The sequence below is a fragment of the Streptomyces sp. 8N616 genome (genome assembly GCF_052246385.1).
GTDB lineage: Bacteria > Actinomycetota > Actinomycetes > Streptomycetales > Streptomycetaceae > Streptomyces.
Genome location: NZ_JBQQBY010000008.1, coordinates 75,182 through 97,856, shown reverse-complemented (window position 1 = coordinate 97,856; position 22,675 = coordinate 75,182). Strand labels below are relative to the sequence as shown.

Below are 22,675 nucleotides of genomic sequence, written 5' to 3'. Positions count from 1 at the left end.
ACCGGCATGCGCTGCGCGCTGCGCACAAAGGCGGCGGCCTGGGGGCTGGCCCTCGGGGCGCTCGCCGCCTGTTCCGCACAGGGGACGGCGCCAGGCCCCACCCAGCCCGGCGGCCCCAAGAAGGCCGCGCCGGATGAGGCTTCCGCCAAGGGTCGCCCCTTCACCGTCGTGGCGACCGGCGACGTGATCCCGTACCCCTCGGTCATCCGGCAGGCGCAGACCGACGCGGGCGGCACCGGCTTCGACTTCAGCCGCATCCTGGCCGGGGTCAAGCCTGTCGTCGACCCAGCCGATCTGGCGGTCTGTCACATGGAGACCCCGTACGGACTCCCGGATGGGCCGTTCACCGGCTACCCCATGTTCCAGTCCCCGCCGGACGTCGCCCAGGGTCTCCGCGCCACCGGATACGACAGCTGCTCGACCGCCTCGAACCACACCCTCGACGCCGGTGCGGAGGGCCTCCACCGCACGCTCGACGCCCTCGACGCGGCAGGCGTACGGCACGCGGGCTCGGCCCGCAGCGCCGGCGAGGCCGCCCGGCCCGCACGGCTGCGGGCCGGCGGAGCGGACGTGGCCCACCTCGCGTACACCTATGGCACGAACGGCGTGCCGCTGCCCGAGGGGCAGCCGTGGGCGGTGAACCTGCTCGACCCCGAGCGGGTCATCGCCGACGCTCGGGCCGCCCGCCGCGCCGGGGCCGACGTGGTCCTCGTCAGCGTCCACTGGGGCACCGAGTGGCAGCAGGCGCCCGACGGGCAGCAACTGGACCAGGCCCGGCGGCTCACCGCCGCCCGCACGGGCGGGAGGCGGGACATCGACCTCATCATCGGGACGCACAACCATGTGCCGCAGCCGTACGAGAAGGTCAACGGCACCTGGGTGGTGTACGGGCTCGGGGACCAGGTGGCGAGCTTCGTGCCCGGGAAGGCCCGGGGCAACGAGGGCTCGATGGCCCGCTTCACCTTCGCGCCCCAGGGGGACCGCTGGACGGTCTCGAAGGCGGAGTTCCTCGTCGGGCACTCGGACGTCGGGCCGCCGTTCCGGGTCGTCACCGCGACGCGGAATCGATTCCCCGAGGTACGGGACCGGGTACGCGAAGCCGTTCTGAGCCGGGGCGCGGCTCAGGACGGCTTGACGGAAGCGACGGCGGGGGAGTGACGCGGAGTGGCGGGCTCCGGGTCAGCCTGCGGGGTCAACGCGGGGTCTCAGCACGCGGGGTCAGCCCGCGGGGTCCGCGAGTTCAGCCCGCGGACTCGCCCGCCTGCGGATCGAGGGCTCCCGTCCCGACCAGGATGTAGAGCGCGATGCCCAGCAGGATCCGGTAGACCACGAAGGGCATGAAGCTCTTGGTCGAGATGAAGCGCATGAACCAGGCGATGACCGCGTACCCGACGAAGAAGGCGACGATGGTCGCGAAGATCGTCGGCCCCCACGACACATGGCCCTCGCCCGCGTCCTTCAGCTCGTACAGTCCCGACGCCAGGACCGCGGGGATCGCGAGCAAGAAGGAGTAGCGGGCGGCGGCCTCGCGGGTGTAGCCCATCAGCAGACCGCCGCTGATCGTCGCGCCCGACCGCGATACGCCGGGGATCAGCGCCATGGCCTGGCACACCCCGTAGATCAGGCCGTCCCGGACACCGAGCTCGGCGAGCGTCTTGCGGTCCCGTACGGCGCGGTGCTTGCCGCCCGCCTCGTCCCGCGCTGCGAGCCGGTCGGCGACGCCCAGCACGACGCCCATGACGACCAGAGTGGTGGCGATCAGCCGCAGATCGCGGAACGGCCCCTCGATCTGGTCCTTGAGCGTGACGCCCAGCACGCCGATCGGAATCGACCCTACGATCACCAGCCAGCCCATCTTGGCATCGTGGTCGCTGCGCATCGCCTTGTTGAACAGCGACTTGGCCCAGGCGCCGACGATCCGCGCGATGTCCTTGCGGAAGTAGATGATCACGGCGGTCTCGGTGCCGATCTGGGTGATCGCCGTGAAGGCGGCGCCCGGGTCGTGCCAGTCGGCGAAGGCCGCGGTCAGCCGGAGATGGGCGCTGGAGGAGATCGGCAGGAACTCGGTCAACCCCTGGACGAGACCGAGGATGAATGATTCGAACCAAGACATGAAATGCTATGCCATCCAAGAGACGATCACGGTCTGACCAGGAAACCTGTGGGTCAGAGGCCAGGGTGGGCTGCCAGGCGATGCGCGCGTTCGATCATGTGAATAGGGTCGTGGGCATACTCATGCTCACCTTTGCTGGCTTGGCTGACGGTGCGTCAGGTTCTCTGGGCGGCTTGTGGACGCTGTAGCAGATGGTGATCGCGCCCAGTCGGAGGCAGCGTAGCGCCCCTGGATGTTCGGCCGTCGCCGGGCCCCTCGCGGGGGCAGGGAGGCGGTGTCTCGCGGCAGCCGTGCGGCGGTCCACAGGGACGACCGGCGGCGGTCACAGGAGTTCCGAGACGATGGCCGCTCCCACAGCGCCGGCGCTGAGATAGCGAGACATGTCGTGGGCCGCTGTTCCGTTGCTGACGGAGACGTCCTCGACCCGCGCACCGAAGGTCGTGGCAAGGCGTGGTTCCAGGGCTACGAGGTCTCGGGGGTCGCACACATTCACCCACCGCACGACCGAGCCCGGCCACGCGCCGACGCCGTTCACCGGGGCCGGCTTGAGCCGGTCGAAGAACAGATGTCTGACGCCGAGCGGCGAGCCGGTGGTCACCAGCGTGCGCACCGGCCATTCCGGGTGGGCGCACAACGCCTCGTAGGCCACGATCGAGCCGAGGGAGTGCCCGACCAGTACGCGAGTCCGCGGCGAAATGGCCTCCGCCACCCGGTTGATGACGCTCTCCCGGAGCCCTTCCTCCTGGAAGTAGCGCAGGAGCTGCTTGATGCTCCCCACCAGCATGTGCTCCGCGACTCCCATGAAGAACCGCGACCTGCCGAGCGCACTGACCACGCGCTTGATCGCAGAAGTCCGCGAGGGATCGAACAGCGACTGTGCCGCGTCCTGGAGAGTCCTGGTATCCGGCCGCGGTACGGCGTGATCGGCCCGGGCGGCAGTCTCCCACCACTGCAGCAGCAGGTCCGTCTCGAGCCCGGGTGCGACATCCCGGGCCGAGAGCCTCGGTCCCGCAAGCGCCTCCGGAGCCCCCGCGGCACGAAAGAGGTCCTGGTAGCCGGGGAAGGACACCTCCCATCGCAGCTCGCCCGCCCGGGCCCGCGCATCGGGATCGTCGCGCACGGCCCGGTCGACCGCATCGCGCAGGGCTGCCGTCAGGCGGCTGCGCCCGGCGGCCCTGTCCTCGTTGGCCCTGCCCATCCCGTGGAGTACGACGACCTGCGCGCCGTGGCTCGTCGCCCGGCCCGACCGCGGAGTTTGCGCCGGCCGGGAGAGATGCCGCAGGGCGCTCCCCAGCTCTCCTGGATCGTTCAGGCGTCCGGCGGCGGCGGCATGCACGGACAGATAGCGCGAGACGTAGGGCTCGGCGCGGGACCAGTCGTGGGTGCCGTCGGCCGCACGAGGGAGGTGCGAGAGGAGCACCTCGGTGATCGCCGTGTGCGCGGCCACGTCGTCGCAGTCCTGGCGCAGGGCGTCGGCGAGCGACTGATGGCACAGGCGGTAGCCGGCCCTGCCGTCCTCGTGTCCCTCGACGACACAGATGCCGGCCAGCCGCCGCAGCCACGCCACGTCCTCGTCCGTATACCTCCGGCGGGACATCCGGGAAGCCACTTGGGCCCACAGCCCCGCGGACGGAAGTCCGGGGCCCTGGCAGAAGGCGAGGGGGCGCAACAGGTCGCGGGCGGGCTCGGCGGCCGTGCCGAGCTCGGAGTCCAGCTCCCGGAGCAGCGTGAGCCCGATGTCGCGCGGCAGCGACGCTCGCCATGCGGGGTCGCGGGGGTCGGGGACGGCGTCCGCGGCGGCGAGGGCGCGGGCGACGATCCGGGCCGTGAGGAAGGATCCGCCCACCGCGGTCACCGCTTCCGCCACTTCGCGGACCACCGGTGGCGGGGCCTCCCGGTAGGGACTGTGGGGCGAGGACTCGAGCAGCATCAGGACCGTGTACGCCGTGAGGTCCGCGGGATCGCTGAACCTCTCCGTATCCAGGTCGAGCATCGTGAAGGCCCCGTCAGTGTCTCCCAGTTGGGGCAGAAGAGAGCGGCGGGTGCCCAGAAGCAACCGGATGCGGCCCCGACCGTGATCCATGAGCGGACGCAGCACCGAAGCGATGAGCGTGTCCGGGGTGGCCGCCTCGTCGAGACCGTCGATGACCGCGGTCAAGGGCCGCGGGGACCCTTCCAGACCCGCCAGGAGTTCCCTGGGGTGGTCGGTGGAGAGCTCCGCGGCGGCCGCCAGCTCCGCCACCACGTGCCGGTCGGTCAGTTCCCGGGCGGAGAGGGCGACATCGACACTGCCCAGGGGCGGGATCGCCCGGGAGGGCAGCTCCAGGGTCGACAGGGGCACCCTGCGCCTGAGCTGGGGACTGGTGAGCGCGGCGATCGCCCCCAGGACCGTGGACTTGCCGGAGCCGGGATCACCGCAGACCACCAACGCCGGTGGGTGCGGTCGCGGCTCATTGAGCCAGGCGGAAATCTCGGTCAGCGCCTGGTGACGCGCGGTGAAGGACCAGCCGCCGCCCGCCGTCAGCGATGCCTGCGCCCCTGCCAGGAAATGGGAGTTGAGGCGCGCTTCACGGCGTACTGCGTACCCCGTCCCGGCCGCCCTCGCGGTCTGCGGCGCACTGGAGTCCACCGGTGAAGGCGCGGGAAGGTGCCGGGGGCTGGGCAGGAACGCCGGCTCGTCGTCGGGCGGCCCGAGGCGGGACAGGCGAATCCGGGGACCGGAGCCGGGGCCGGCGAGCTCGGTCATGCGCCGGGCGATGGCGTGCAAGGGCAGGCAGGGCTGATCCTCTTCCGTCGCCAACTCGTCCACTGCGACTCGCAGAAGGCGGGGAAGATTCCCCGCCTCCGCGTGACCCGATGACACGCACTCCAGGACGGAAACCGCGGCTCCCGCTCCGGGCCCTGCTGTGTCGCTCCACGACGGCGGGGAGAGCGGCGCACCCGCACCGGGTGCATCGGCACCACATCTGTCCACCAGCAACAACAGATGGCGTACGCCGATGGCGCCGAGGAACCGGTGGACCTTCTCCGCGAGGCTCACGGAGTGTGCCGCCACGTAGACCGTGAGGAGGTCGCGGGGGCGGCGGTCCGCGGACTGGCAGAAGGCGTGGATCTGCTGGGCCAGCTCCTCAGGTGTCAGGTCCTCGGCGCTCGTTGTCGCGTCCTGGTATCCGAGGCCGGCGAACAGTTCCACCACCATGCGGCGGGACGCGGTGAACTCGTGGGCGTCCGTGAGCATCACGGCGATGAGGAACCTTCTCGCCTCCCGCGCTCCGACGGACGGAGCACGCTCCGAGGCGCCGGACTCCGTGCCTGCCGACACCCCTCTGAGCAGCCGCAGGCCGTCGCGGTGCGCCGCGGCGAAGGGCTGGAGGTCGGCCGGCAGAGCCAGCGGACCGCTGGGATCGACGAGGGCCGCGAGGAAGGTCGGCTGCCCGGTCTCCTTCTCGATGAAGCGACTGAGCGCCCAGTGGACCTTCCAGGCGTCCTCCCGTGCCAGGGACCGGTGCAGCACCTCCCGTACGCCGGGGCGGAAGGTGAGAAGCAGCTCGCTGTCGCCGGTGCGCGGCGGAGGCTCCTCGAACAGGCCGCTGACCACGACTTCGGCCAGGTCGCTCACCTCTGCGTCGGGAAGCATCGTGTGCTGGATGAGGCGCATCACCGGCAGCGACAGCGTCCGCTGGCCGGAACAGAGCACCGCGAGTCGGCGGGCCTCGGGGGAGGCGAGCATTCTGAAGGCCCTGACGGTGTCCTCGGGGTGGGAGGGACCCAAGCCGTCGTCCTCGTCGTCCTCGTCGTCCCAGGGTTCGTCGACCTGGGGCTCCGCATCCTCCGCCCACTCCGCCCTGCTCCCGGAGCCCGTGCGTGCGGTGAGGGAGGCGGGCGAAGGCAGGAGTACGCCGCCGCAGCCGCCTCTCTCGGTTCCCATGAGAGTGCCGGACCATTGCCCCAGTGAGTCGGGCGACAGGTCGGTCGTCGGCAGCGCCGTCCAGCCGGCGTCGTCGTCGCGGCCCGGGTGCAACCAGGAGAACAGGGGCGCGGAGAAGGACAGATCCCCTCCGTGCGCACCGCGCCTGCCCGGACGCAGCCGGGCTGCCTGGGAGTTGAGACCGGTGTGCTGCCATAGCCGGTCGGGGAGCGGGTTGAGCAGTACGGTGGCGGTCGAAGCCGCCCAGTTGCGCAGGTCCTGCCAGATGCCCGTACGGTCCCAGCCCCTGGCCACGCAGTCGGAGCAGACCAGGACCAGGCGCCGGGCTGCCGGGTCCCTCAGCCGGCCCGACGTGACGACGTGGCCGGTCGGGTCGCGCAGTACGGGGTCGTCCTGCGAGACGTCCAGTCGCCAGGTGTGGACGGTCTGGAAGGCGCCCAGTTGCTGCAGCATCCGGATCAGTTCGTCGAACGGCTCCCGCCACACCTCCATCGACGGACTGTCGTCCAGAACCACGTCGAGGTGGAACCACCGCTCCGGCACTGCGGAGAAGGCCGGCACCACATCACCGCTGCGCACATACGCGTGAATCGTGCTCTCGACGTCGAGGGTGCGCCTGCGGCCACGCGGGAACCGGTGCTTGAGCGGGCGCAGGGAGCGCGCGACGTTCAGCTGCCGGGGGAGGGAAGGGCCTCGTTCGACGTACACCCGGGTAGCGCGCTGCAGGCCCGCGCCACCGACGTTGTCGTACAGGTCTCCCGTGCCCGCCGCAGGGGCGGGCTCGTCCATGCCCCCGCCGCAGGCCGCCGTGGTGTCGGCGGCCGGGTCCTCCGCCGCTTCCCGCTCCCCGGGCTGTCCGACGGCCTCGCGGGGATGCTCCTCGGCCCCGTGACCGGCCTGGCGGCCGATGGCGTCGGCCAGCCAGAGGGCATCGGCGAACCCCACGGCGTCGACTTCGGCACCGACGTCAAAAAGGCGCTGCAGCAGCGTCTCCAACTCGACCATGTCAGGTGCTGGAGAGATCGCGGAGGAGAAGAGCCTCCAGTTCCTCGCGCTGGCGCCCCTCTGGAGGCAACTCACCGGTCACCAGGTACACGGCGTTGAGCAACTGGTCGGTCGCCAGCGTCGCCCGTCCCTCGAGACGTTCGGCGAAGCCCTGGATCAGTTGCTGGACGCTCGCCGCGGCCTCGTCGCCCAGATGGGCACGGACGATTCTGGCGAGCCGCTCGGCGCTCGGATCCTTGACCTGGAAGCGGACACAACGCCGCAAGAACGGCGGCGGAAAGCTGCGTTCTCCGTTGCTCGTCATGACGATGACCGGGAAGTGCGTGCAGGTGACCCGGCCCGACGAGATGTCCTCCGCACCGGTGGCGTCCCAACGGCGCACGCTCACCGTGGTCTTGTCGTGCCGAGCCAGCTCCGGAATCTCGAACTCGCCGCGCTCCAGGATGTTGAGGAGGTCGCTGGGCAGATCGAAGTCGCTCTTGTCGATTTCGTCGATGAGGAGCACCCGCGGCCCGTCGGACCAGGCCAGCGCCGTTCCGAGGGGGCCGAGGCGGATGAACCGGCCGATGTCGTCGTCCTCGTGGTGGCGCGTGGCGTCCAGACGGCCGAGCGCGTCATACCCGTAGAGCGCGTCGGGGAGCGTGCTACGGGAGGTGATGTGCCAGCGGAGCACCTCACCCAGGCCCAGTTCGCGGGCCACCGACTCGGCGACGGCGGACTTCCCGGAGCCCGGGGGTCCGGTGAGCAGCAACGGCCGCCGCAGGTACAGGGCGGCGTTGACGGCATCGACCAGACCCTCCGGTGGGTCGAAGCGGAAGGTGTCCTCGGCATCGCCGCCCTCGCCGCTTGCGTCGCCGTCGGCCGAGCTGGACGGCAGACGGCGCCATGGCGGGGGCGGGGGGAGTTCGACGGCTCGCTTCTCGCCGTCTCCGCGGTAATAAGGGGCCCACGTCACAGTTGTCCTCCTGAGGGAGCGAAGCCCGCTCGATGCCGTTTCAACACATCACAGAACCTCTGCCACTCCCGGTCGTGCCACACTGCTCGGAGCTTCGCCAGAGCCGGGAGTTTCTCCGACGCGTCGGCCCGCCACGCCGTGCGATAGGCACGGAGAAAGGCGGCGGGCAGGTCCGGCCACCAGTCGCGTACATCGCACTCGACCTCGTCCCAGTCGGCCACCGACTCCTCGGGCCACATCAGGATGGGCACGTGCAGGAGCAGAAGGTCCAGCAGCCCCTCGGGGTCCGCCGACGGCAGGGAGCGAAGGCCCACGGCCTTGTAGTCACCGCTGTGGATGCGGCGGGTCAGCGTGGCACGGTCCCGGGCGTCGGCGTCGGGTATCCATTCGATCGCCGTGTCCAAACCGTCCTGCTCCATCTTGGCCAGCCGGAGACGGCACATGCGCAGCGCGCGTCGGCGCTCGGGAGGTTGCGGGCGCAGATGGTCGCTCCACCGTACGACGACATCGTGGTGCGCCCCGAGGCGGTCCCCGATGCGGCACTCCTCGGGTTTGTAACGCACCATCAGGGAGGTGGGTACGGCGACGTCCACTCGGCCGATGAGGAGGCCATGCTGTTCAGCGATGTCGAAGGCGTCCTCATAAATGTCCGCCATCGCCTCCTCGAGGCTCTTTCCCTCGGCCCGGTCCTCACCCGCCGTCCACGGCGGGGCCAGTACCTCGTCGCCGTCGAGCAGCCAGGCGCGGAGCCGCTCCGCCCGCGCCGTCGTGCGTACGGCGTGCAGGTCGACGACGAGCCGCACATCGGAGGTACGCGTCTGGGCCGTGAGGCGGTTACGCAGGTCGTTGACGTGTGCGATGTCCGCCACGGTCTCCGCCCAGGCTTCGAACCGCGGGTCGCAGACGTCGAGTTCCGCACTCATGGCCAGACGCAGGGTGAACTCCACGACGGCCCTTCCGCAGCCGTCGTCCGTCACCGGATGGCGCAGCGCGATCAGGTTCAGGTGGTCGTCGAGGCCCACCGGCGACTCGCGCAGCGCGCCGGGCAGAGTGGCCAGCAGCGCCTTGCGGAGTGCTGCCGAGGTGAGCCGCTCAGCCGGTATCCACTGTCTGATGAAGGAGGCGGCGCGCAGGGCCAGCGACAGGTCCTCGACCAATTGCCGCAGGTGGTCCATGACATCGGGCGGGCCGACCTGCTGCGTGGCCAGCCACTGACTGAGTCGGCGCAGATCCGGTTCGGTCCAGCGGTCCCCGTGCGGCGGCGCGCCGTCGCTCTGCGCCAAGGCATCGAAGAGTGCCTTGGCGCCGCGGTCGCCGAGCCGCGCGATCGGGGCGCCCCCGGTGGGGCGCCCCGACGCGACCGGCAGGTCGTACGGCGTGTAGAGGCGGTTGCCGTGCAAGTAGGCGATGTCCAGGAGGTCGATGAGGCTGCCGTGGCGCAGCCGCTCGTGCCCGGCCTCGACGGCTTGGTCGAAGGTGAGTCGCCCGGTGGCACCGTGCAGCGTCTCCGAATAGGCGAAGCCGGTGCATTCCACCAGGATGAAGGAGTCCGTCTCGACCATTCTCAGCAATGCCGTCTTGACCGCCGGATCACCGGCATCGCGGATCCTTCCGCCGCTGAGAATGGTGTGATCTCCCGGCGCAGGCCGCCCCGTACGGACCAGAGGGTCGACGTCCGCCTCCAGCCAGAGCGCGAGCAGGGCATGGCCTTCCAGGAGCACGACCAGCGGCCGGAGGCGCTGGTGTTCGCTGAGTCCGGCGAACACCAGCGCCAGTTCCAGACAGTTGCCGCCCTCCTGGCGTACCCGGTGCGGTGGGCGGATGACCTGCTCGGCCTCATGGCCGTTCGCGAAGTCCAGACGCGCGGTCTCGTAGGCGATGTTCAGCGCGGCCATGTGGTCGTACAAGGCACGCACGGTGGTGCGGCGGTCCGTCTGACGCTCGTCGAACGCCGTGCCGTTCCTGGGCGCGGGGACCCCGAACCAGTGCACGATCGCGTTCGGGTCGACATAGCGGGCGAGCCGCTGCGGTTCGGTCTGTTTCCAGTTGACCCACGCCCGGTCGGGGTTGTGGGAGGCCGTGGGAGTCACCAGACCTCGAAGACGTCGGCGACGGTTCGGTTGCCGTAGGTGACGGTGGCCTCGTAGGTCCCGGCCGGCAGTCCTTCGACGACCCAGGCGGCCCCGTTCTCCCCGTCGGTTCGAGTGACCTGCTCGGGCCGCCCGGGGCCGGTGAGTTCCATGCGCGGCGTCGTGTCTTCGGCCGGGTCTTCCCGCACAGCGCACCGGAGCGTGACGGGCTCGCCGCCGAGATGGACGTCTTCGACTTCGAGCGCGATGACCGGTCTGTCCTCGTGTGCGTCCCCCGGGTCGGTCAGGACGGGCGCACCGTCAGGTCCTTGGAGATCGCTGATGCCCGTGCCGTACAGGCCCAGGGTGCGCAGAAGGCGCGCCAGCGCTCGCTCGCCGGTATGGCACGAGGAGTGCGTGCCGTTCTCCCACCAGTGAACCGGTCCCTCGCTCAGTTCGACGGGGATGGCCGACAGGGCCGGCACGGTGCCGTCCCCTGTTCCGAGCCATCGGCGGCCGCTGCCCAGGGCCAGGGGCTCTGCGGATGTCGCGACGCCGTTGTCGGACAGCACTGCGGCTTGCAGTGTGCTGTGCCCGTAACCCACGACGGGGATGAGGTGCCCCTGCCCCGGGCCTGTCCGTTCGGCCGCCTCCGGTCCCATTTCCTGGTGGAAGTCCGTATAGGCGCAGCGCGCTCTGGTCACGGACAACGAGCCGGCCGACTTCTCCTCCAGTTCCGAGACCCGCAGCGGAGCAGTGGGCCGGTCCGGTCCTGACCTGCGGTCGAGGACGACGGGATGGCGGGGCAGCAACTGGTAGACCGAGGTGTAGCCGGCCAGGAGTTCTGAAATCGGAGCGATTTCGATGCCGCATTTCCGATAGCCGTTGGAGAGGAATTCGAGCGCTTGGACCGACCCACGAAAGGGTGTGCCGAAGGTGATGATGGACCGGGTGTGCGTCCAGCCGCCGAGGACGTCGGCGTAGAACTTGGCGACGAGTCCTCCCATGCTGTGGCAGACGAATACGACTTTCGGCCGGCCGTAGGGGAGTGCGGAGCGCCACTTGGGAAGCTCACGGTCGATGAATTCCTTGAGACGGAGGGCGGAGACGCGGTTGTCGCGGCGCCAGTCGTAGGCGAACTCGAAATAGTTCGCGGGCGGTCCGTCCACGGAGGGATCACCCCGGACGACATCCAGACCGGAGAGGATCATCCTGCGCAACGCACGGTACTGATTCACCTTGGCGAGCCCGGGGATGGTGACCGGTGTGCCGATGAGTCCAGCGGCGGTCACCTCGCTGTCGTGCTCGGCGTCGTCCAGGTCGGCGCGGTCGCCGGCCAGCGCCTCGAGCAGCTCGGTGCGGTTGCGCAGCAGCCCGCCCGCCAGCTTCAGGGACGGTTCCCACAGGGGCGTCTGCCCTTTGCGTAAAACACTTCCCCCGATACCGGGCAGTAGCACGATCACGTCGTTGAATCGGATTCGCTCTGTCAATGCCTGGCCTCCCCCCGGAGCCGCACCTGTGCTGCCGACATGATGCCGGGTCGTGCGGGAGATGGTGCCGGAAATGAAGAAAGATGGTGCCGCATTGAAGAAAGTTGGGGTGCTTGATCGGGAAGGGGGGCGCGCACTTGCTGCGTTCCTGGCTTAACGCGCCCCCTCGGTCGCTCCCGCACGCCCCCGAGTTCGGGTCATATTTTCGGTGTGCGTGTGGTTGTCTCGAAGGGTGCCAGTCTCCGTCCAGAGGTTACGGCGCGTCAGTTCACCGCTCATGCACCTAGGACCCGCCGTTGCTCATCCATCGTTCGACGATTGCCGGGCCGGCCTCGGCGCGCTCAGCAGAGGGGCAGTCTCGTCCTGTGGCCTGCCCGCCGGCGGCAGAGGCGCTCGGATGACCACGATCGAACCGAGTCTGGACTTCGACAGCTACTTCCACTTCAACTTCGAGGACCTGTCGGTCACCGCTGCGCTGATGCTGGCCGCCGACCTTCCGGCCGAACTGGCGCGCGCCGAGTGGCTGGTCAAGGAGGTCTGCTCGCAGGCGTACAGCCAGTGGGACGCGATAGGCGATCCGGACACCTGGATCAAGGCCAGGATCGCGCGGACGGTGATCGCGGCCTACGGCAGACGACGCTCCTGGTGGCCGAGAGCAGGGCAGCCGACAGGCCCCGCCCGCCCCCCACGCGCATCCGGCGACCCGCTCATCGACGTCCTCGACGAGATCCCCGCGCGACAACGGGCTGTCGCCGTTCTCTGGCTGCGCGAGAACTGGCCGCAGGGGAAGATCGAACGCGAACTGGGGATGAAACCGAGGGTCGTCAGCTCGCAGATCGCCCGAGCCGAGGCCACGCTCAAGCGCAGGCTCAAACAGCTCGATGAGCCGGACGACTTCAAGGGGGATCAGTCGTGAAGCCGTTCCGCAGGAGGGTCTACGACCAGCGGCCCGATCCCTTCGTCGCCGCCCGCCTCGCCCGGTCCGGCGCGTCGCTGCAAGCCCGCCTGGCCGACCCCGGAGGCGAGCGCCGCAGCGCGGCGCTCGCCGAGATCAAGCGCCGGGCCGGCGGCCAGGAGAGCCCGGTACCAGCGGTCGTGCCCGCCCTCGTCGGCGTGGGCGCGCGGACACGCGAGGCACAGCCCGAGGGCGAGCCACCCGCCGACCCCGAAGAGCCACCGCGACGGGCGCCGCGGCGCAGCACTCCCCGAAGGCCGCGCTGGTACTTACTCACCGCCATCGGCGTGGACATCCTCGCCGCCGGATTGCCCACTTTGCTGCTCCTGCACGCCGCAGACCAGCGGGCCGCGGCGCTGTGCGCCCTGATCGCGGCAGCGGCGTGGATACTGGTCTGCGCCGTCCGCGGGCGCTACGCCCGGTACGCACTCGGCGAAATCAGCTCGCCGCGGCCGGTGTTCTACGACTGGGCGACCCTGCTCGGAGTGCTCGCCATCCTGCACGCCTTCACCGACGCCACCACGGATCCCTATGTGGCACTCCTCGCTCTGACGCCGACTCCGGTGCTCAGCGCGACGGTGCGCAGGTCCCTGCACCGCCACCTGTCCGACCGACGGCGCCGGGCCTCGGGAGTGCGCCGGGTGCTCGTCGTCGGGGAACCGGTGACCGCCGATCATGTCATCAACCTGTTGTCCCGCCACACCGATCACGAATACGTCGTCGTCGGGCTCTGCGCGGTCGGCGCGGGAGAACCGCTGATCGGCCTGCCCATCGCCGCCCGGCTCGACGAGGCCCCACCGGCCGGTACGGCCGACGCGGGGCAGGTGCGCAGTGCCGCCCGCTTCCACCGAGCCGACCTGATCGTGGCCATCCCCGGCGGGGCCATGGTCGGCGAGCGGTTGAGCCGCTTGATCTGGGGCGTGCACGACTCGGGACTTTCGCTGGCCGTCCTGCCCGGGCTCGCCGAGGTCGCACAGCACCGCGTTCGCTCCTCGGAGGCCGGTGGGCTGATGATGCTCCACATCGCGCCGCCGATCCGGCGGGGTGTCGAGTTGCAGACCAAGTATCTGATGGACCGGTTCGGGGCGGCGACGCTGCTGATGCTGCTGGCCCCCGTCATGGGAGTGATCGCTCTGGCCGTGCGGTTCGACTCGCCCGGGCCGGTTTTCCACCGGCAGATGCGGGTCGGCCTTCAGGGGCAGGCCTTCCACACGTGGAAGTTTCGCACCATGGTGGCGGACGCTGAGGCCCGCAAGCGGGCGCTGCTGTCGGAGAACGAGCACGACGGCCCACTGTTCAAGATGCGCCGGGACCCCCGGGTCACCCGGGTCGGCCGGTTCCTGCGCCGGTACTCGCTGGACGAACTGCCGCTCCTGATCAATGTGCTGCGCGGTCAGATGTCCCTGGTCGGTCCGCGCCCTCCGCTGCCCGACGAAGTGGCGCTGTACGACGAGACGGAGCGGCGCCGACTGGCGGTGCGCCCAGGAGTCACCGGCATCTGGCAGATCAGCGGGCGGTGGGACCTGTCGTGGGACGAGACCGTCCGGCTCGACCTGCGGTACGTGGAGAACTGGTCCCTCATCGGGGACATCGCCATCATGGCGCGCACATTCCGCGCTGTCATCGACGGCCGTGGCGCCTACTGACCCGGGGACCAGCCCCGGCGCAGCCGGCCCCGCTTGCGCCAGGCGACCGTAAGACCCGCGATCCCCGTCACGGCGATGAAACCGATGGCGATCAGGAACGCGGGCGAGGCCGGGGCCGTGGCCCTGCTGCCCGCGATGGCGTACGCGGCCGTGTTCGGCACGCACCCCAAGCCCGTGGCGAGCAGAAACGGCAGCCAGCCCATGCGCGAGACGGCGGCGCAGTAGTTGGCCGCGGCGAACGGCACGCCGGGGAAGAGCCGAAGCGCCAGCATCGAGCGGAAGCCGTGTCTGCTGAGCTGCCGGTCCGCCGCCGTCAGCCAGCGGGCACGCAGCAGCGGCCGCAGCGCGTCCTGGCCGAGTACCCGCCCGAGACCGAACGAGATGCCCGCGCCGAGCACCGTGCCCGCGACGGCGGCCGCGAGCCCGAACTGCGCGCCGAACAGCGCACCGGCCGCGAGGTTCAGAATCGGCCGCGGCACGAGCGCGGCCGTGCACACCCCGTACGCGACGGCGAACAGCACCACGGCCGCGCCGCCCGAGACCCGGGGCGGCCAGCCCTCCGCCAGCAGCTGCTGCGGCTCGAACAGCACGACGGCCGTCGCGGCCGCGGCGAGCAGCACGACGAGCAGGGCGAACCGGGCCCATGGGGACAGCAGCGCCCTGGCGTATGTCAGGGTCTGCGGGCGCTGCGCGGCAGGGGCAGGGGCAGGGACGGGCATCGGGGGAGACTAACCGACGCCGGTGTCCGATCGCCGTATGTTGGGCCCATGCGACCCATCACACCGGGGCCGGAACCCATCACTCCGGGGCCGGGACCCGTCATTCCGGGGCCGGGACCGACCACGGGCGGGCCGGAGAGTGAGCTCGCGGACACCGTGATCGAGCGGCTGACCGCCGTCTACCCGTCCGCCGCCGATCCCGTACGGGCCGAGGGTGCCGCCGCGTACATGAAAGGCATCGCCCCCTTCCTCGGCATCCCCACCACCGAACGCCGCGCCCTGTCCCGTACGGTCCTCGCCGGCACCGCGCGCCCCGGCGAGGCGGACTGCACGGCCATCGCGCTGCGCTGCTGGCAGCTGCCCGAGCGCGAGTACCAGTACTTCGCGGTCGACTACCTGCGCCGGTACGCGGGCCGCTGCTCATCCGGATTCCTGCCGGTCGCCCGCCATCTCGTCGCCACCAAGTCCTGGTGGGACACGGTGGACCTGCTCGCCGCGCACGTCGTCGGCCCGCTGGTCGCTGCGGACCCCCGGCTCGTGGCGGCGATGGACGAGTGGATCGCGGACGACGACATGTGGATCGCCCGCACCGCCCTGCTGCACCAGTTGCGGTTCAAGGGCGACACGGACGCGGACCGGCTCTTCGACTACTGCCTGCGCCAGTCCCGCCATCCCGGCTTCTTCATCCGCAAGGCCATCGGCTGGGCGCTGCGCGAGTACGCGAAGACCGATCCCCACGCGGTCCGCTCCTTCGTCGCATCCGCGCGGGACCGGCTGGCGCCGCTCTCGGTCCGCGAGGCGCTGAAGAACCTCTGACCGGCGGAGGGTTGCGGACAGCGTTCTGAACTGGCGCCCCGCGCAAAATGGTTGGACGCGCGGCCGACCGGGCCGCGATCATTGGCGGCATGTTCCGGCACGCCTTCCTCGCGCTTCCGTCCGCAGTCGCGGACGCGCCGAAGGCTGCCTTCGTTCCCTCGGCCATCGCCGTGGCCGCAGTGGCCGCAGTGGCCGCCGCAGGCGCTGCTGCCGCCGCTGCCGCTGCCACCGACGCAGTCGCCGCAGCTGCCCCGGCACCCTTCGGCGGCGCCCGAAGCTGACCCTTCCCGGATCGTCCGGCGGACCCCGCAGGGGGAGGGTCGGTCAGGCCCAGGGGTCCCGCTGACGCTGCTCACTTCCGAGGAAGCAACCATGTCCAAGCAGGCATACGTGCGCACCAAGCCGCACCTCAACATCGGCACCATGGGCCATGTCGACCACGGCAAGACAACGTTGACCGCCGCCATCACGAAGGTGCTCAGCTCGCGCGGCTCGGGCACGTTCGTGCCGTTCGACCGGATCGACCGGGCGCCCGAGGAGGCGGCGCGCGGCATCACCATCAACATCGCGCACGTCGAGTACGAGACCGACACGCGGCACTACGCGCACGTCGACATGCCGGGCCACGCCGACTACGTCAAGAACATGGTCACCGGCGCGGCCCAGCTCGACGGCGCGATCCTCGTCGTCTCCGCGCTCGACGGCGTCATGCCGCAGACCGCCGAGCATGTGCTGCTCGCCCGGCAGGTCGGCGTCGAGCACATCGTCGTCGCCCTCAACAAGGCCGACGCGGGCGACTCCGAACTGACCGACCTGGTCGAGCTCGAGGTGCGCGAGCTGCTGTCCGCGCACGGCTACGACGGGGACCGGGCGCCGGTCGTACGGGTCTCCGGACTGCGTGCGCTGGACGGCGACCCGCGCTGGACCGGAGCCATCGAGGCGCTGCTCGACGCCGTCGACACGTACGTACCGACGCCGGTGCGCTACACCGACGCGCCGTTCCTGCTGCCGGTGGAGAACGTCCTCACCATCACCGGGCGCGGGACGGTCGTCACGGGCGCGGTGGAGCGCGGCCAGGTGCGGGTCGGGGACCGGGTCGAGGTGCTCGGGGCGGGCATCGAGACCGTCGTCACCGGTCTCGAGACCTTCGGCAAGCCGATGGAGTCCGCGGAGGCGGGCGACAGCGTCGCGCTGCTGCTGCGCGGTGTGCAGCGGGACGCGGTGCGGCGCGGGCACGTGGTGGCGGCGCCGGGCAGCGTGCTGCCGCGCCGGCGCTTCACGGCTGAGGTGTACGTGCTGTCGGCGGCCGAGGGCGGCCGGACCACTCCGGTCGCCACGGGCTACCGGCCGCAGTTCTACATCCGTACGGCGGACGTGGTCGGGGACGTCGACCTCGGTGGCGCGGCGGTCGCCCGGCCCGGCGACACCGTCACGATGACGGTCGAGCTGGGCCGCGAGGTTCCGCTCGAGCCCGGCCTCGGCTTCGCCATCCGCGAGGGCGGCCGCACGGTGGGCGCGGGCACGGTGACCGCTCTCGCGGACGAGTAACCCGCGGCCCGGGCCGCGGGCCACGCAGCGCCAGGGCAGCGGCGCCTGCACGACCCCGCGGGCCCGACGGCGTGGCGCCGACCCGCAGGGCGGCCCCTGCCCCACCGGCCGGCCCTCGGGGATTTCCACCCACCCGCCCTCAAGAGGGCGGGTGGCTGGGAAAACACCGGGCGCGAAGCGCCCGGGGAGGCAGGGGTGGCAGCCCGTGTGGGCTGCCGGTCCTCGGGCAGGGGTGCCAGACTGCCCGGAAGCGCGACGGCGGAGGGAGCGACACGTGGCGGAGACGGCGCTGGTGCTCGGCGGGGGTGGCATCACCGGCATCGGCTGGGAGATCGGCATGCTCGCCGGACTCGCCGAGTCAGGAGTGGACTTGAGCACGGCGGGCGCGGTGATCGGGACCTCCGCCGGTTCCGTCGTCGGTGCTCAGCTCACCTCCGGTCTGCTCACGCTCGACGAGCTGTACGAGCGCCAACTGGCCGACCCCGCAGGGGAGATCGCGGCCCGGATGAGCCCCGCGCTGATCGCCCGCTACGTCTTCGGCGTCCTCCGGTCCCGCGACGGCGCCGCTCTCGGTGCCCGTATCGGCAGGCTTGCCCTCGCAGCGCGTACACCCCCTGAGGCCGAGCGGCGGGCCGTCATCGCGCAGCGGCTCGTCTCGCACAGCTGGCCGGACCGGCGGTTGGTGATCACCGCTGTGGACGCGGTCACGGGTGAGTTCGCGGCCTTCGACAGCTCGAGCGGCGTGGGGATCGTCGACGCGGTGGCCGCGAGTTGCGCTGTCCCGGGCGTCTGGCCGCCGGTCACCATCGACGGCCGGCGCTGGATCGACGGCGGCATCCGGTCGTCCGCCAACGCCGACCTCGCCGCCGAGTACGGGCGCGTGGTGATCCTCGCCCCGCTTTCCCAGGGCGGCGGTCCCGTCCCGACCGTCCGCGCGCAGGCCGCGAAGCTCACCGCCGGCGGCGCCCGGGTCGTACTGCTCACCCCGGACCGGGCGGCGCGCGCCGCCTTCGGGCGCAATCCGCTGGATCCCGCGCGCCGGGCCCCCGCAGCGCGGGCCGGCCGCGCCCAGGCGGCCGCACAGGTCGAGGCGGTGACGGCGGTCTGGGCCGACTGACCGCCGCCCTGCCCGCCCCGCCTGGTCCGGCCCCGCCTCACCCCGGCGACAATGGGTCCGTGGACGAGCCGATTCCCGTCACCCGAGCCGTGGACTCCGGGACCGCCAAGCTACTTCCCGATGTCGACCGGCCGCGGGCCTGGCTGCTCACCGTGAACGGGGCGCCCCAGTCGTACGTCGATCTGGACGACCCGGCGCACCTGGAGTTCGAGTACGCGCGACGGCTCGGCCACGTCCTCGACACGGTTGCCGAGCCGGGCCGCCCCCTCGACGTACTGCACCTCGGCGGCGGCGCGCTCACCCTGCCCCGCTACGTGGCCGCAGTCCGCCCCGGGTCGCGGCAGACGGTGATCGAGGCCGACCGGGGCCTGCTCGACCTCGTCGTCGAGCAACTGCCGCTGCCGCAGCGAACCGGAGCCGGAGCAGGAGCCGGGATCACGCTGCACGGGGAGGACGCCCGCGCGTGGCTCGAGAACGCACCGGAGCACGAGGCCGACATCCTGGTCGCCGACGTCTTCGGCGGCGCGCGCGTGCCCGCGCACCTCACGTCCGTTGAGTACGCCAGGGCCGCCGCCCGCGCCCTGCGACCCGGCGGCGTCTACGCGGCGAACCTCGCCGACGCCGCGCCGTTCGCCTTCCTCCGCTCCCAACTCGCCACGCTCGCCGAGACCTTCGGCCACCTCGCCCTGATCGCCGAGCCCGCCGTACTACGCGGCCGCCGCTTCGGCAACACGGTCCTCGTCGCCTCGGACGCCGAGCTCCCGGTCGACGACCTGGCCCGCCGGACGGCCGCCGACGCCTTCCCCGCGCGCGTGGAGCACGGGGCCGCACTGGAGCGGCTGTACGCGGGAGCCTGGCCGGTCCACGACGCCGACGCCGTACCGTCACCGGAACCGCCCGACGGCGCCTTCAGCATCGGCTGATACGGCACCCGGCAGGCGAAGAACCTCGCCTCACCGGTCGGCCGCACCGTGAACGGGCCGCAGGAGCAAGCGGTTTCGCGCCGGGGGGAGCGAGCCCAGGTTCAGCCGCAGTGCGACCGACGCGCGCGCCGGGAGCAGGACAGGCAGCGGTCAGGACGCCGATTCGAGCGGGCGAAGCGAGCTCATGATCTTCTGGATGGTCGCGTCGGGGATCTCGTCCGCGACGCCCTTCGCCGCGTAGAGCGACCAGATCGCGAGGTCGCCGCTCTCCGCCTTGTACGCCACCGTGAAGGACTTGCCGTCGGACGAGCACTTGTCCGTCTTCTTCACGCCGGTGACGGTGGCGGAGGAGGAGAAGCCGGTGAGGCCGTGCTTGCTCGCGAACGGCTTGGCCTCGGTGACCTTGCGGGTGCCCGTCTCGTTCTGGTCGTAGCCCGCGTAGACCCACATCTCGGCCGCGTCCTGGGCGGCGTTGGCGGTGCTCTTCGCGCCCTGGGCGCCCTTGGTCCCGGCAGCGCCGAGGGCGGTGGTCGAGTCGTAGCCGCTCTCCGTCTTGACGGTGCACCACTGCTCCTTGGCGAAGGCGGGTGCGGACATGACGATGAGAGCCCGCGGTATGTCCGACTTGTCCTTGGAGTCCTCGAACCCGATGGAGGTGCCCTGCGACTCCACCGACCAGTCCGGCGGCACGTCGAAGGCGTTCTGCCGCTTGGCGTTGACCACGACCTTCCAGCCCGGGATGACCGGCTTGACGTCCGAACCACCGCCGCCGCGCGGGTTGTCCAGCTCACCTTCGCCGGACGGGGAGCCGCCGCCCTCCGGCGAGTTCCCGGGCGAGGGCGAAACCCGGGTCTTCCGGTCCTGCTTCGCCTCGTCGGTCTTCTCGTCGTCGCCGCCCAGGACGAAGACCCCCGTGATGACAGCTGCGGCCACGACGGCGACGGCCGTGACGATCGCGATCGTCGCGACCTTCTTGTTGCGGTTGTCCTGCGGCGGCTGCGGGGCGCCGGGCTGCATGCCCGGGTTCCACTGCGGGGCCTGCTGCTGGTACGGATTCGGCTGCTGGTATCCCGGCTGCTGATAGGGGTTCGGCTGGTGATACCCCGGCTGCTGGTATGGATTCGCGTTCGGGTCCTGCGGGTTCTGCTCGCCCCCGGGCGGCTGCTGTCCTGGCCACATGGCCCGTAACGATAGAGGGGCATGAGCATGCCTGCCACGGCCGCCCCTCCCCAGCATTGCTACTCGCTGGTAACGTGGCCGCATGTCCGAGACCCTGCCGTCGATCGGCGACATGCTCACGGCCACCGTGCCGATGGCCCGCACCCTCAACCTCGAGTTCGCCGAGACCACCGCGGAGCGCGCCGTCGTACGGCTGCCCGACCAGCCCGACTTCCACAACCACGTGGGCGGGCCGCACGCCGGCGCGATGTTCACGCTCGCCGAGTCCGCCAGCGGCGCCATCGTGCTCGCCGCCTTCGGCGACCAGCTCTCGCGGGCCGTCCCCCTCGCCGTACGGGCCGAGATCGGTTACAAGAAGCTCGCCATGGGGCCGGTCACCGCCACCGCCAGGCTCGGCCGCCCGGCCGCCGACGTCGTCGCGGAGCTCGACGCGGGGCAGCGCCCCGAGTTCCCGGTCGAGATCGAGATCACACGCGAGGACGGGGCCGTGACCGGGGAGATGTCGATTGTGTGGACACTGCGCCCCAACGGCTGACAGCTGGGCTGGCGGCAGGGGCTGACGGCAACGGCTGACGGAACGGCTGTCGGGAACGCGGGAAACGGCCGACGAGGACGCGGGGAACGGCTGACCGGAGCTGACCGGAGTTTTCCCGGAATCAAGTAGGCTGCCCGGCGTCCGCCCAAACGGCGCGCGCGCCGGGCAGCCTGTACAGATCACGGGAGGAACCGGCTTGCACGTCCAGGAGTGGCTCGAGACCGTGCCCGCGGTCAGCATCTATCTGCTCGTCGGGATCGTCATCGGCCTGGAGAGCCTCGGCATCCCGCTGCCCGGAGAGATCATCCTCGTCAGTTCGGCGCTGCTGGCGTCCCAGCACGGCGAGATCGACCCCGTGATCCTGGGCGCCTGCGCCACCACCGGCGCCATCGTCGGTGACTCCATCGGCTACGCCATCGGCCGCAAGGGCGGCAAGCCCCTTCTGACCTGGCTCGGCGGGAAGTTCCCCAAGCACTTCGGGCCTCACCACATCGCGTCCGCCGAGCGGTCCTTCGAGAGGTGGGGGATGTGGGCGGTCTTCTTCGGCCGCTTCGTGGCCCTGCTGCGGATCTTCGCCGGGCCGCTCGCGGGCGTGCTGCGCATGCCGTACTGGAAGTTCCTCATCGCCAACGTCCTCGGCGGCATCGTATGGGCGGGCGGCACGACCGCGGTCATCTACTACGTCGGCGTGGTCGCCGAGGCGTGGCTGAAGCGGTTCTCGTGGCTCGGCCTGGTCGCCGCGCTGCTGATCGGGCTCACCTCGTTCCTGGTGCTGAAGAGCAGGGCCAAGAAGGCCGCCAGGGAGCAGCAGGAGGAGCGGGCGGAGCAGGCTGCGGCGGGGGCGACCGGCGAGGCGGCCGAGCGGCAGCCCGCACCGGCGGCCGACTGAGGCCGCAGGCCGAGGCCACCGACCGCTGCGACGGCGCTCGCATGGCCCGACCGCTGCGACGGCGCTCGCCAGGCCCCGGGCCGGGGCTTCCCGGTCACCGGGTGGTCGCTTTTTCGCTCCCCGCCTGCCGTCAGCCTCCCAGCGCCTCCCGGTGCTCCCGCGCCAGGTCCACGTACACCGCAGCGTTGAACCTGACGCCCTCGAGCTCCTCCTCGGTCAGCTGCCGCTTGACCTTGGCGGGCACTCCGGCGACCAGCGAGCCGGGCGGAATCTGCATGCCCTGCGGTACGAGCGCCTGGGCGGCGACCAGCGAACCCGTGCCGATCCGTGCCCCGTTGAGCACCGTGGCCCCCATGCCCACCAGCACGTCGTCCTCGACCGTGCAGCCGTGGAGCACCGCGTTGTGGCCGACGGACACGCGCTCGCCGACGGACACCGGGAAGCCCGGGTCGGCGTGCACGGTGGAGTTGTCCTGGATGTTGCTGTCGGCGCCGATGGCGATCGGGCCGCCGTCGCCGCGCAGCACCGTCTGGTACCAGACGCTCGCCCCCGCGCCGAGCGAGACCTCGCCGAGCACGACGGACGTCGGCGCGGTGAACGCCTCCGGGTCGATCTTCGGCTCCTTGCCGTACACCCCTGCGATCAACGCCCGCTCCGCCATCTCGTCCGCTCGCTCTCGTCTCCGGTCGTCCCCCGGTGGCACGTCCGGTCGTCCCCGGTGGCACGCTTCGTCCCCCGTGGCACGCTCTACCGGCACCGTAAGGGAAGGGCCGGGGAGGCTTGCGGGC

General features: G+C 71.3%; 18 protein-coding genes. 10 read left to right on the top strand and 8 right to left on the bottom strand.

The window, feature by feature from the left end; genetic code table 11:
* Positions 1-6: 6 nt before the first annotated feature.
* The gene (locus ACTWQC_RS09735; protein WP_443315192.1) at positions 7-1,158 is read left to right on the top strand and encodes a CapA family protein; all 1,152 of its coding nucleotides are present in this window, start codon (positions 7-9) and stop codon (positions 1,156-1,158) included.
* A gap of 82 nt (positions 1,159-1,240) precedes the next feature.
* Here ACTWQC_RS09735 and ACTWQC_RS09730 read toward each other — a convergent pair whose 3' ends face one another.
* The 5 genes from ACTWQC_RS09730 to ACTWQC_RS09710 all read right to left on the bottom strand — a co-directional run bounded on the left by ACTWQC_RS09730 (position 1,241) and on the right by ACTWQC_RS09710 (position 11,560).
* Complete coding sequence (locus tag ACTWQC_RS09730; protein ID WP_443315191.1) at positions 1,241-2,113, bottom strand: undecaprenyl-diphosphate phosphatase; 873 nt, start codon at positions 2,111-2,113, stop codon at positions 1,241-1,243.
* Between the two features lie 322 nt (positions 2,114-2,435).
* Entirely contained in the window at positions 2,436-7,046 is a 4,611-nt protein-coding gene (locus ACTWQC_RS09725) for an SAV_2336 N-terminal domain-related protein (RefSeq protein ID WP_443315190.1), read from the bottom strand.
* Between the two features lies 1 nt (position 7,047).
* Positions 7,048-8,001, bottom strand: a complete 954-nt coding sequence (locus ACTWQC_RS09720; RefSeq protein WP_443315189.1) for an AAA family ATPase — start codon at positions 7,999-8,001, stop codon at positions 7,048-7,050.
* Positions 7,998-10,091: a vWA-MoxR associated conflict system protein gene (locus ACTWQC_RS09715; protein WP_443315188.1), complete on the bottom strand. Its 2,094-nt coding sequence runs from the start codon at positions 10,089-10,091 to the stop codon at positions 7,998-8,000. Before ACTWQC_RS09715 ends, ACTWQC_RS09720 begins: the two co-directional genes overlap by 4 nt.
* A complete protein-coding gene (locus ACTWQC_RS09710; protein ID WP_443315187.1) occupies positions 10,088-11,560 on the bottom strand; it encodes an esterase/lipase family protein in 1,473 nt (490 codons plus the stop codon). The genes ACTWQC_RS09715 and ACTWQC_RS09710 overlap by 4 nt, the downstream gene beginning before the upstream one ends.
* 397 nt (positions 11,561-11,957) lie before the next feature.
* Here ACTWQC_RS09710 and ACTWQC_RS09705 point away from each other — a divergent pair, with 397 nt between their 5' ends.
* Together ACTWQC_RS09705 and ACTWQC_RS09700 are read left to right on the top strand one after the other, a co-directional pair.
* Positions 11,958-12,476 (top strand): hypothetical protein, encoded by a 519-nt coding sequence (locus ACTWQC_RS09705; protein ID WP_443315186.1) that lies wholly within the window; start codon positions 11,958-11,960, stop codon positions 12,474-12,476.
* Complete coding sequence (locus ACTWQC_RS09700) at positions 12,473-14,161, top strand: sugar transferase (RefSeq protein WP_443315185.1); 1,689 nt, start codon at positions 12,473-12,475, stop codon at positions 14,159-14,161. The genes ACTWQC_RS09705 and ACTWQC_RS09700 overlap by 4 nt, the downstream gene beginning before the upstream one ends.
* Here the strand turns inward: ACTWQC_RS09700 and ACTWQC_RS09695 are convergent.
* On the bottom strand, positions 14,155-14,880 hold the full coding sequence (locus tag ACTWQC_RS09695) for a TVP38/TMEM64 family protein (protein ID WP_443315184.1): 726 nt from the start codon (positions 14,878-14,880) through the stop codon (positions 14,155-14,157). The two genes, ACTWQC_RS09700 and ACTWQC_RS09695, sit on opposite strands and share 7 nt — an antisense overlap.
* 48 nt (positions 14,881-14,928) lie before the next feature.
* On the opposite strand from ACTWQC_RS09695, the gene ACTWQC_RS09690 reads away from it, so the two are divergent.
* The 5 genes from ACTWQC_RS09690 (at position 14,929) to ACTWQC_RS09670 (ending at position 19,284) form a co-directional block, all read left to right on the top strand.
* Positions 14,929-15,696: a DNA alkylation repair protein gene (locus ACTWQC_RS09690; RefSeq protein ID WP_443315183.1), complete on the top strand. Its 768-nt coding sequence runs from the start codon at positions 14,929-14,931 to the stop codon at positions 15,694-15,696.
* A gap of 89 nt (positions 15,697-15,785) precedes the next feature.
* Complete coding sequence (locus ACTWQC_RS09685; RefSeq protein ID WP_443315182.1) at positions 15,786-15,977, top strand: hypothetical protein; 192 nt, start codon at positions 15,786-15,788, stop codon at positions 15,975-15,977.
* 91 nt (positions 15,978-16,068) lie between these two features.
* Positions 16,069-17,244 (top strand): elongation factor Tu, encoded by a 1,176-nt coding sequence (tuf, locus tag ACTWQC_RS09680; protein WP_443315181.1) that lies wholly within the window; start codon positions 16,069-16,071, stop codon positions 17,242-17,244.
* Between the two features lie 274 nt (positions 17,245-17,518).
* Positions 17,519-18,361: a patatin-like phospholipase family protein gene (locus ACTWQC_RS09675; RefSeq protein WP_443315180.1), complete on the top strand. Its 843-nt coding sequence runs from the start codon at positions 17,519-17,521 to the stop codon at positions 18,359-18,361.
* A gap of 59 nt (positions 18,362-18,420) precedes the next feature.
* Entirely contained in the window at positions 18,421-19,284 is an 864-nt protein-coding gene (locus ACTWQC_RS09670; protein WP_443315179.1) for a spermidine synthase, read from the top strand.
* 150 nt (positions 19,285-19,434) lie between these two features.
* Here ACTWQC_RS09670 and ACTWQC_RS09665 read toward each other — a convergent pair whose 3' ends face one another.
* Positions 19,435-20,463, bottom strand: a complete 1,029-nt coding sequence (locus ACTWQC_RS09665) for a hypothetical protein (protein ID WP_443315178.1) — start codon at positions 20,461-20,463, stop codon at positions 19,435-19,437.
* A gap of 82 nt (positions 20,464-20,545) precedes the next feature.
* On the opposite strand from ACTWQC_RS09665, the gene ACTWQC_RS09660 reads away from it, so the two are divergent.
* Complete coding sequence (locus ACTWQC_RS09660) at positions 20,546-20,998, top strand: DUF4442 domain-containing protein (RefSeq protein ID WP_443315177.1); 453 nt, start codon at positions 20,546-20,548, stop codon at positions 20,996-20,998.
* A gap of 196 nt (positions 20,999-21,194) precedes the next feature.
* A complete protein-coding gene (locus tag ACTWQC_RS09655) occupies positions 21,195-21,887 on the top strand; it encodes a DedA family protein (protein WP_443315176.1) in 693 nt (230 codons plus the stop codon).
* A gap of 130 nt (positions 21,888-22,017) precedes the next feature.
* Here the strand turns inward: ACTWQC_RS09655 and ACTWQC_RS09650 are convergent, their stop codons facing one another.
* Positions 22,018-22,548 (bottom strand): gamma carbonic anhydrase family protein, encoded by a 531-nt coding sequence (locus ACTWQC_RS09650; RefSeq protein ID WP_443315281.1) that lies wholly within the window; start codon positions 22,546-22,548, stop codon positions 22,018-22,020.
* Between the last annotated feature and the right edge of the window lie 127 nt (positions 22,549-22,675).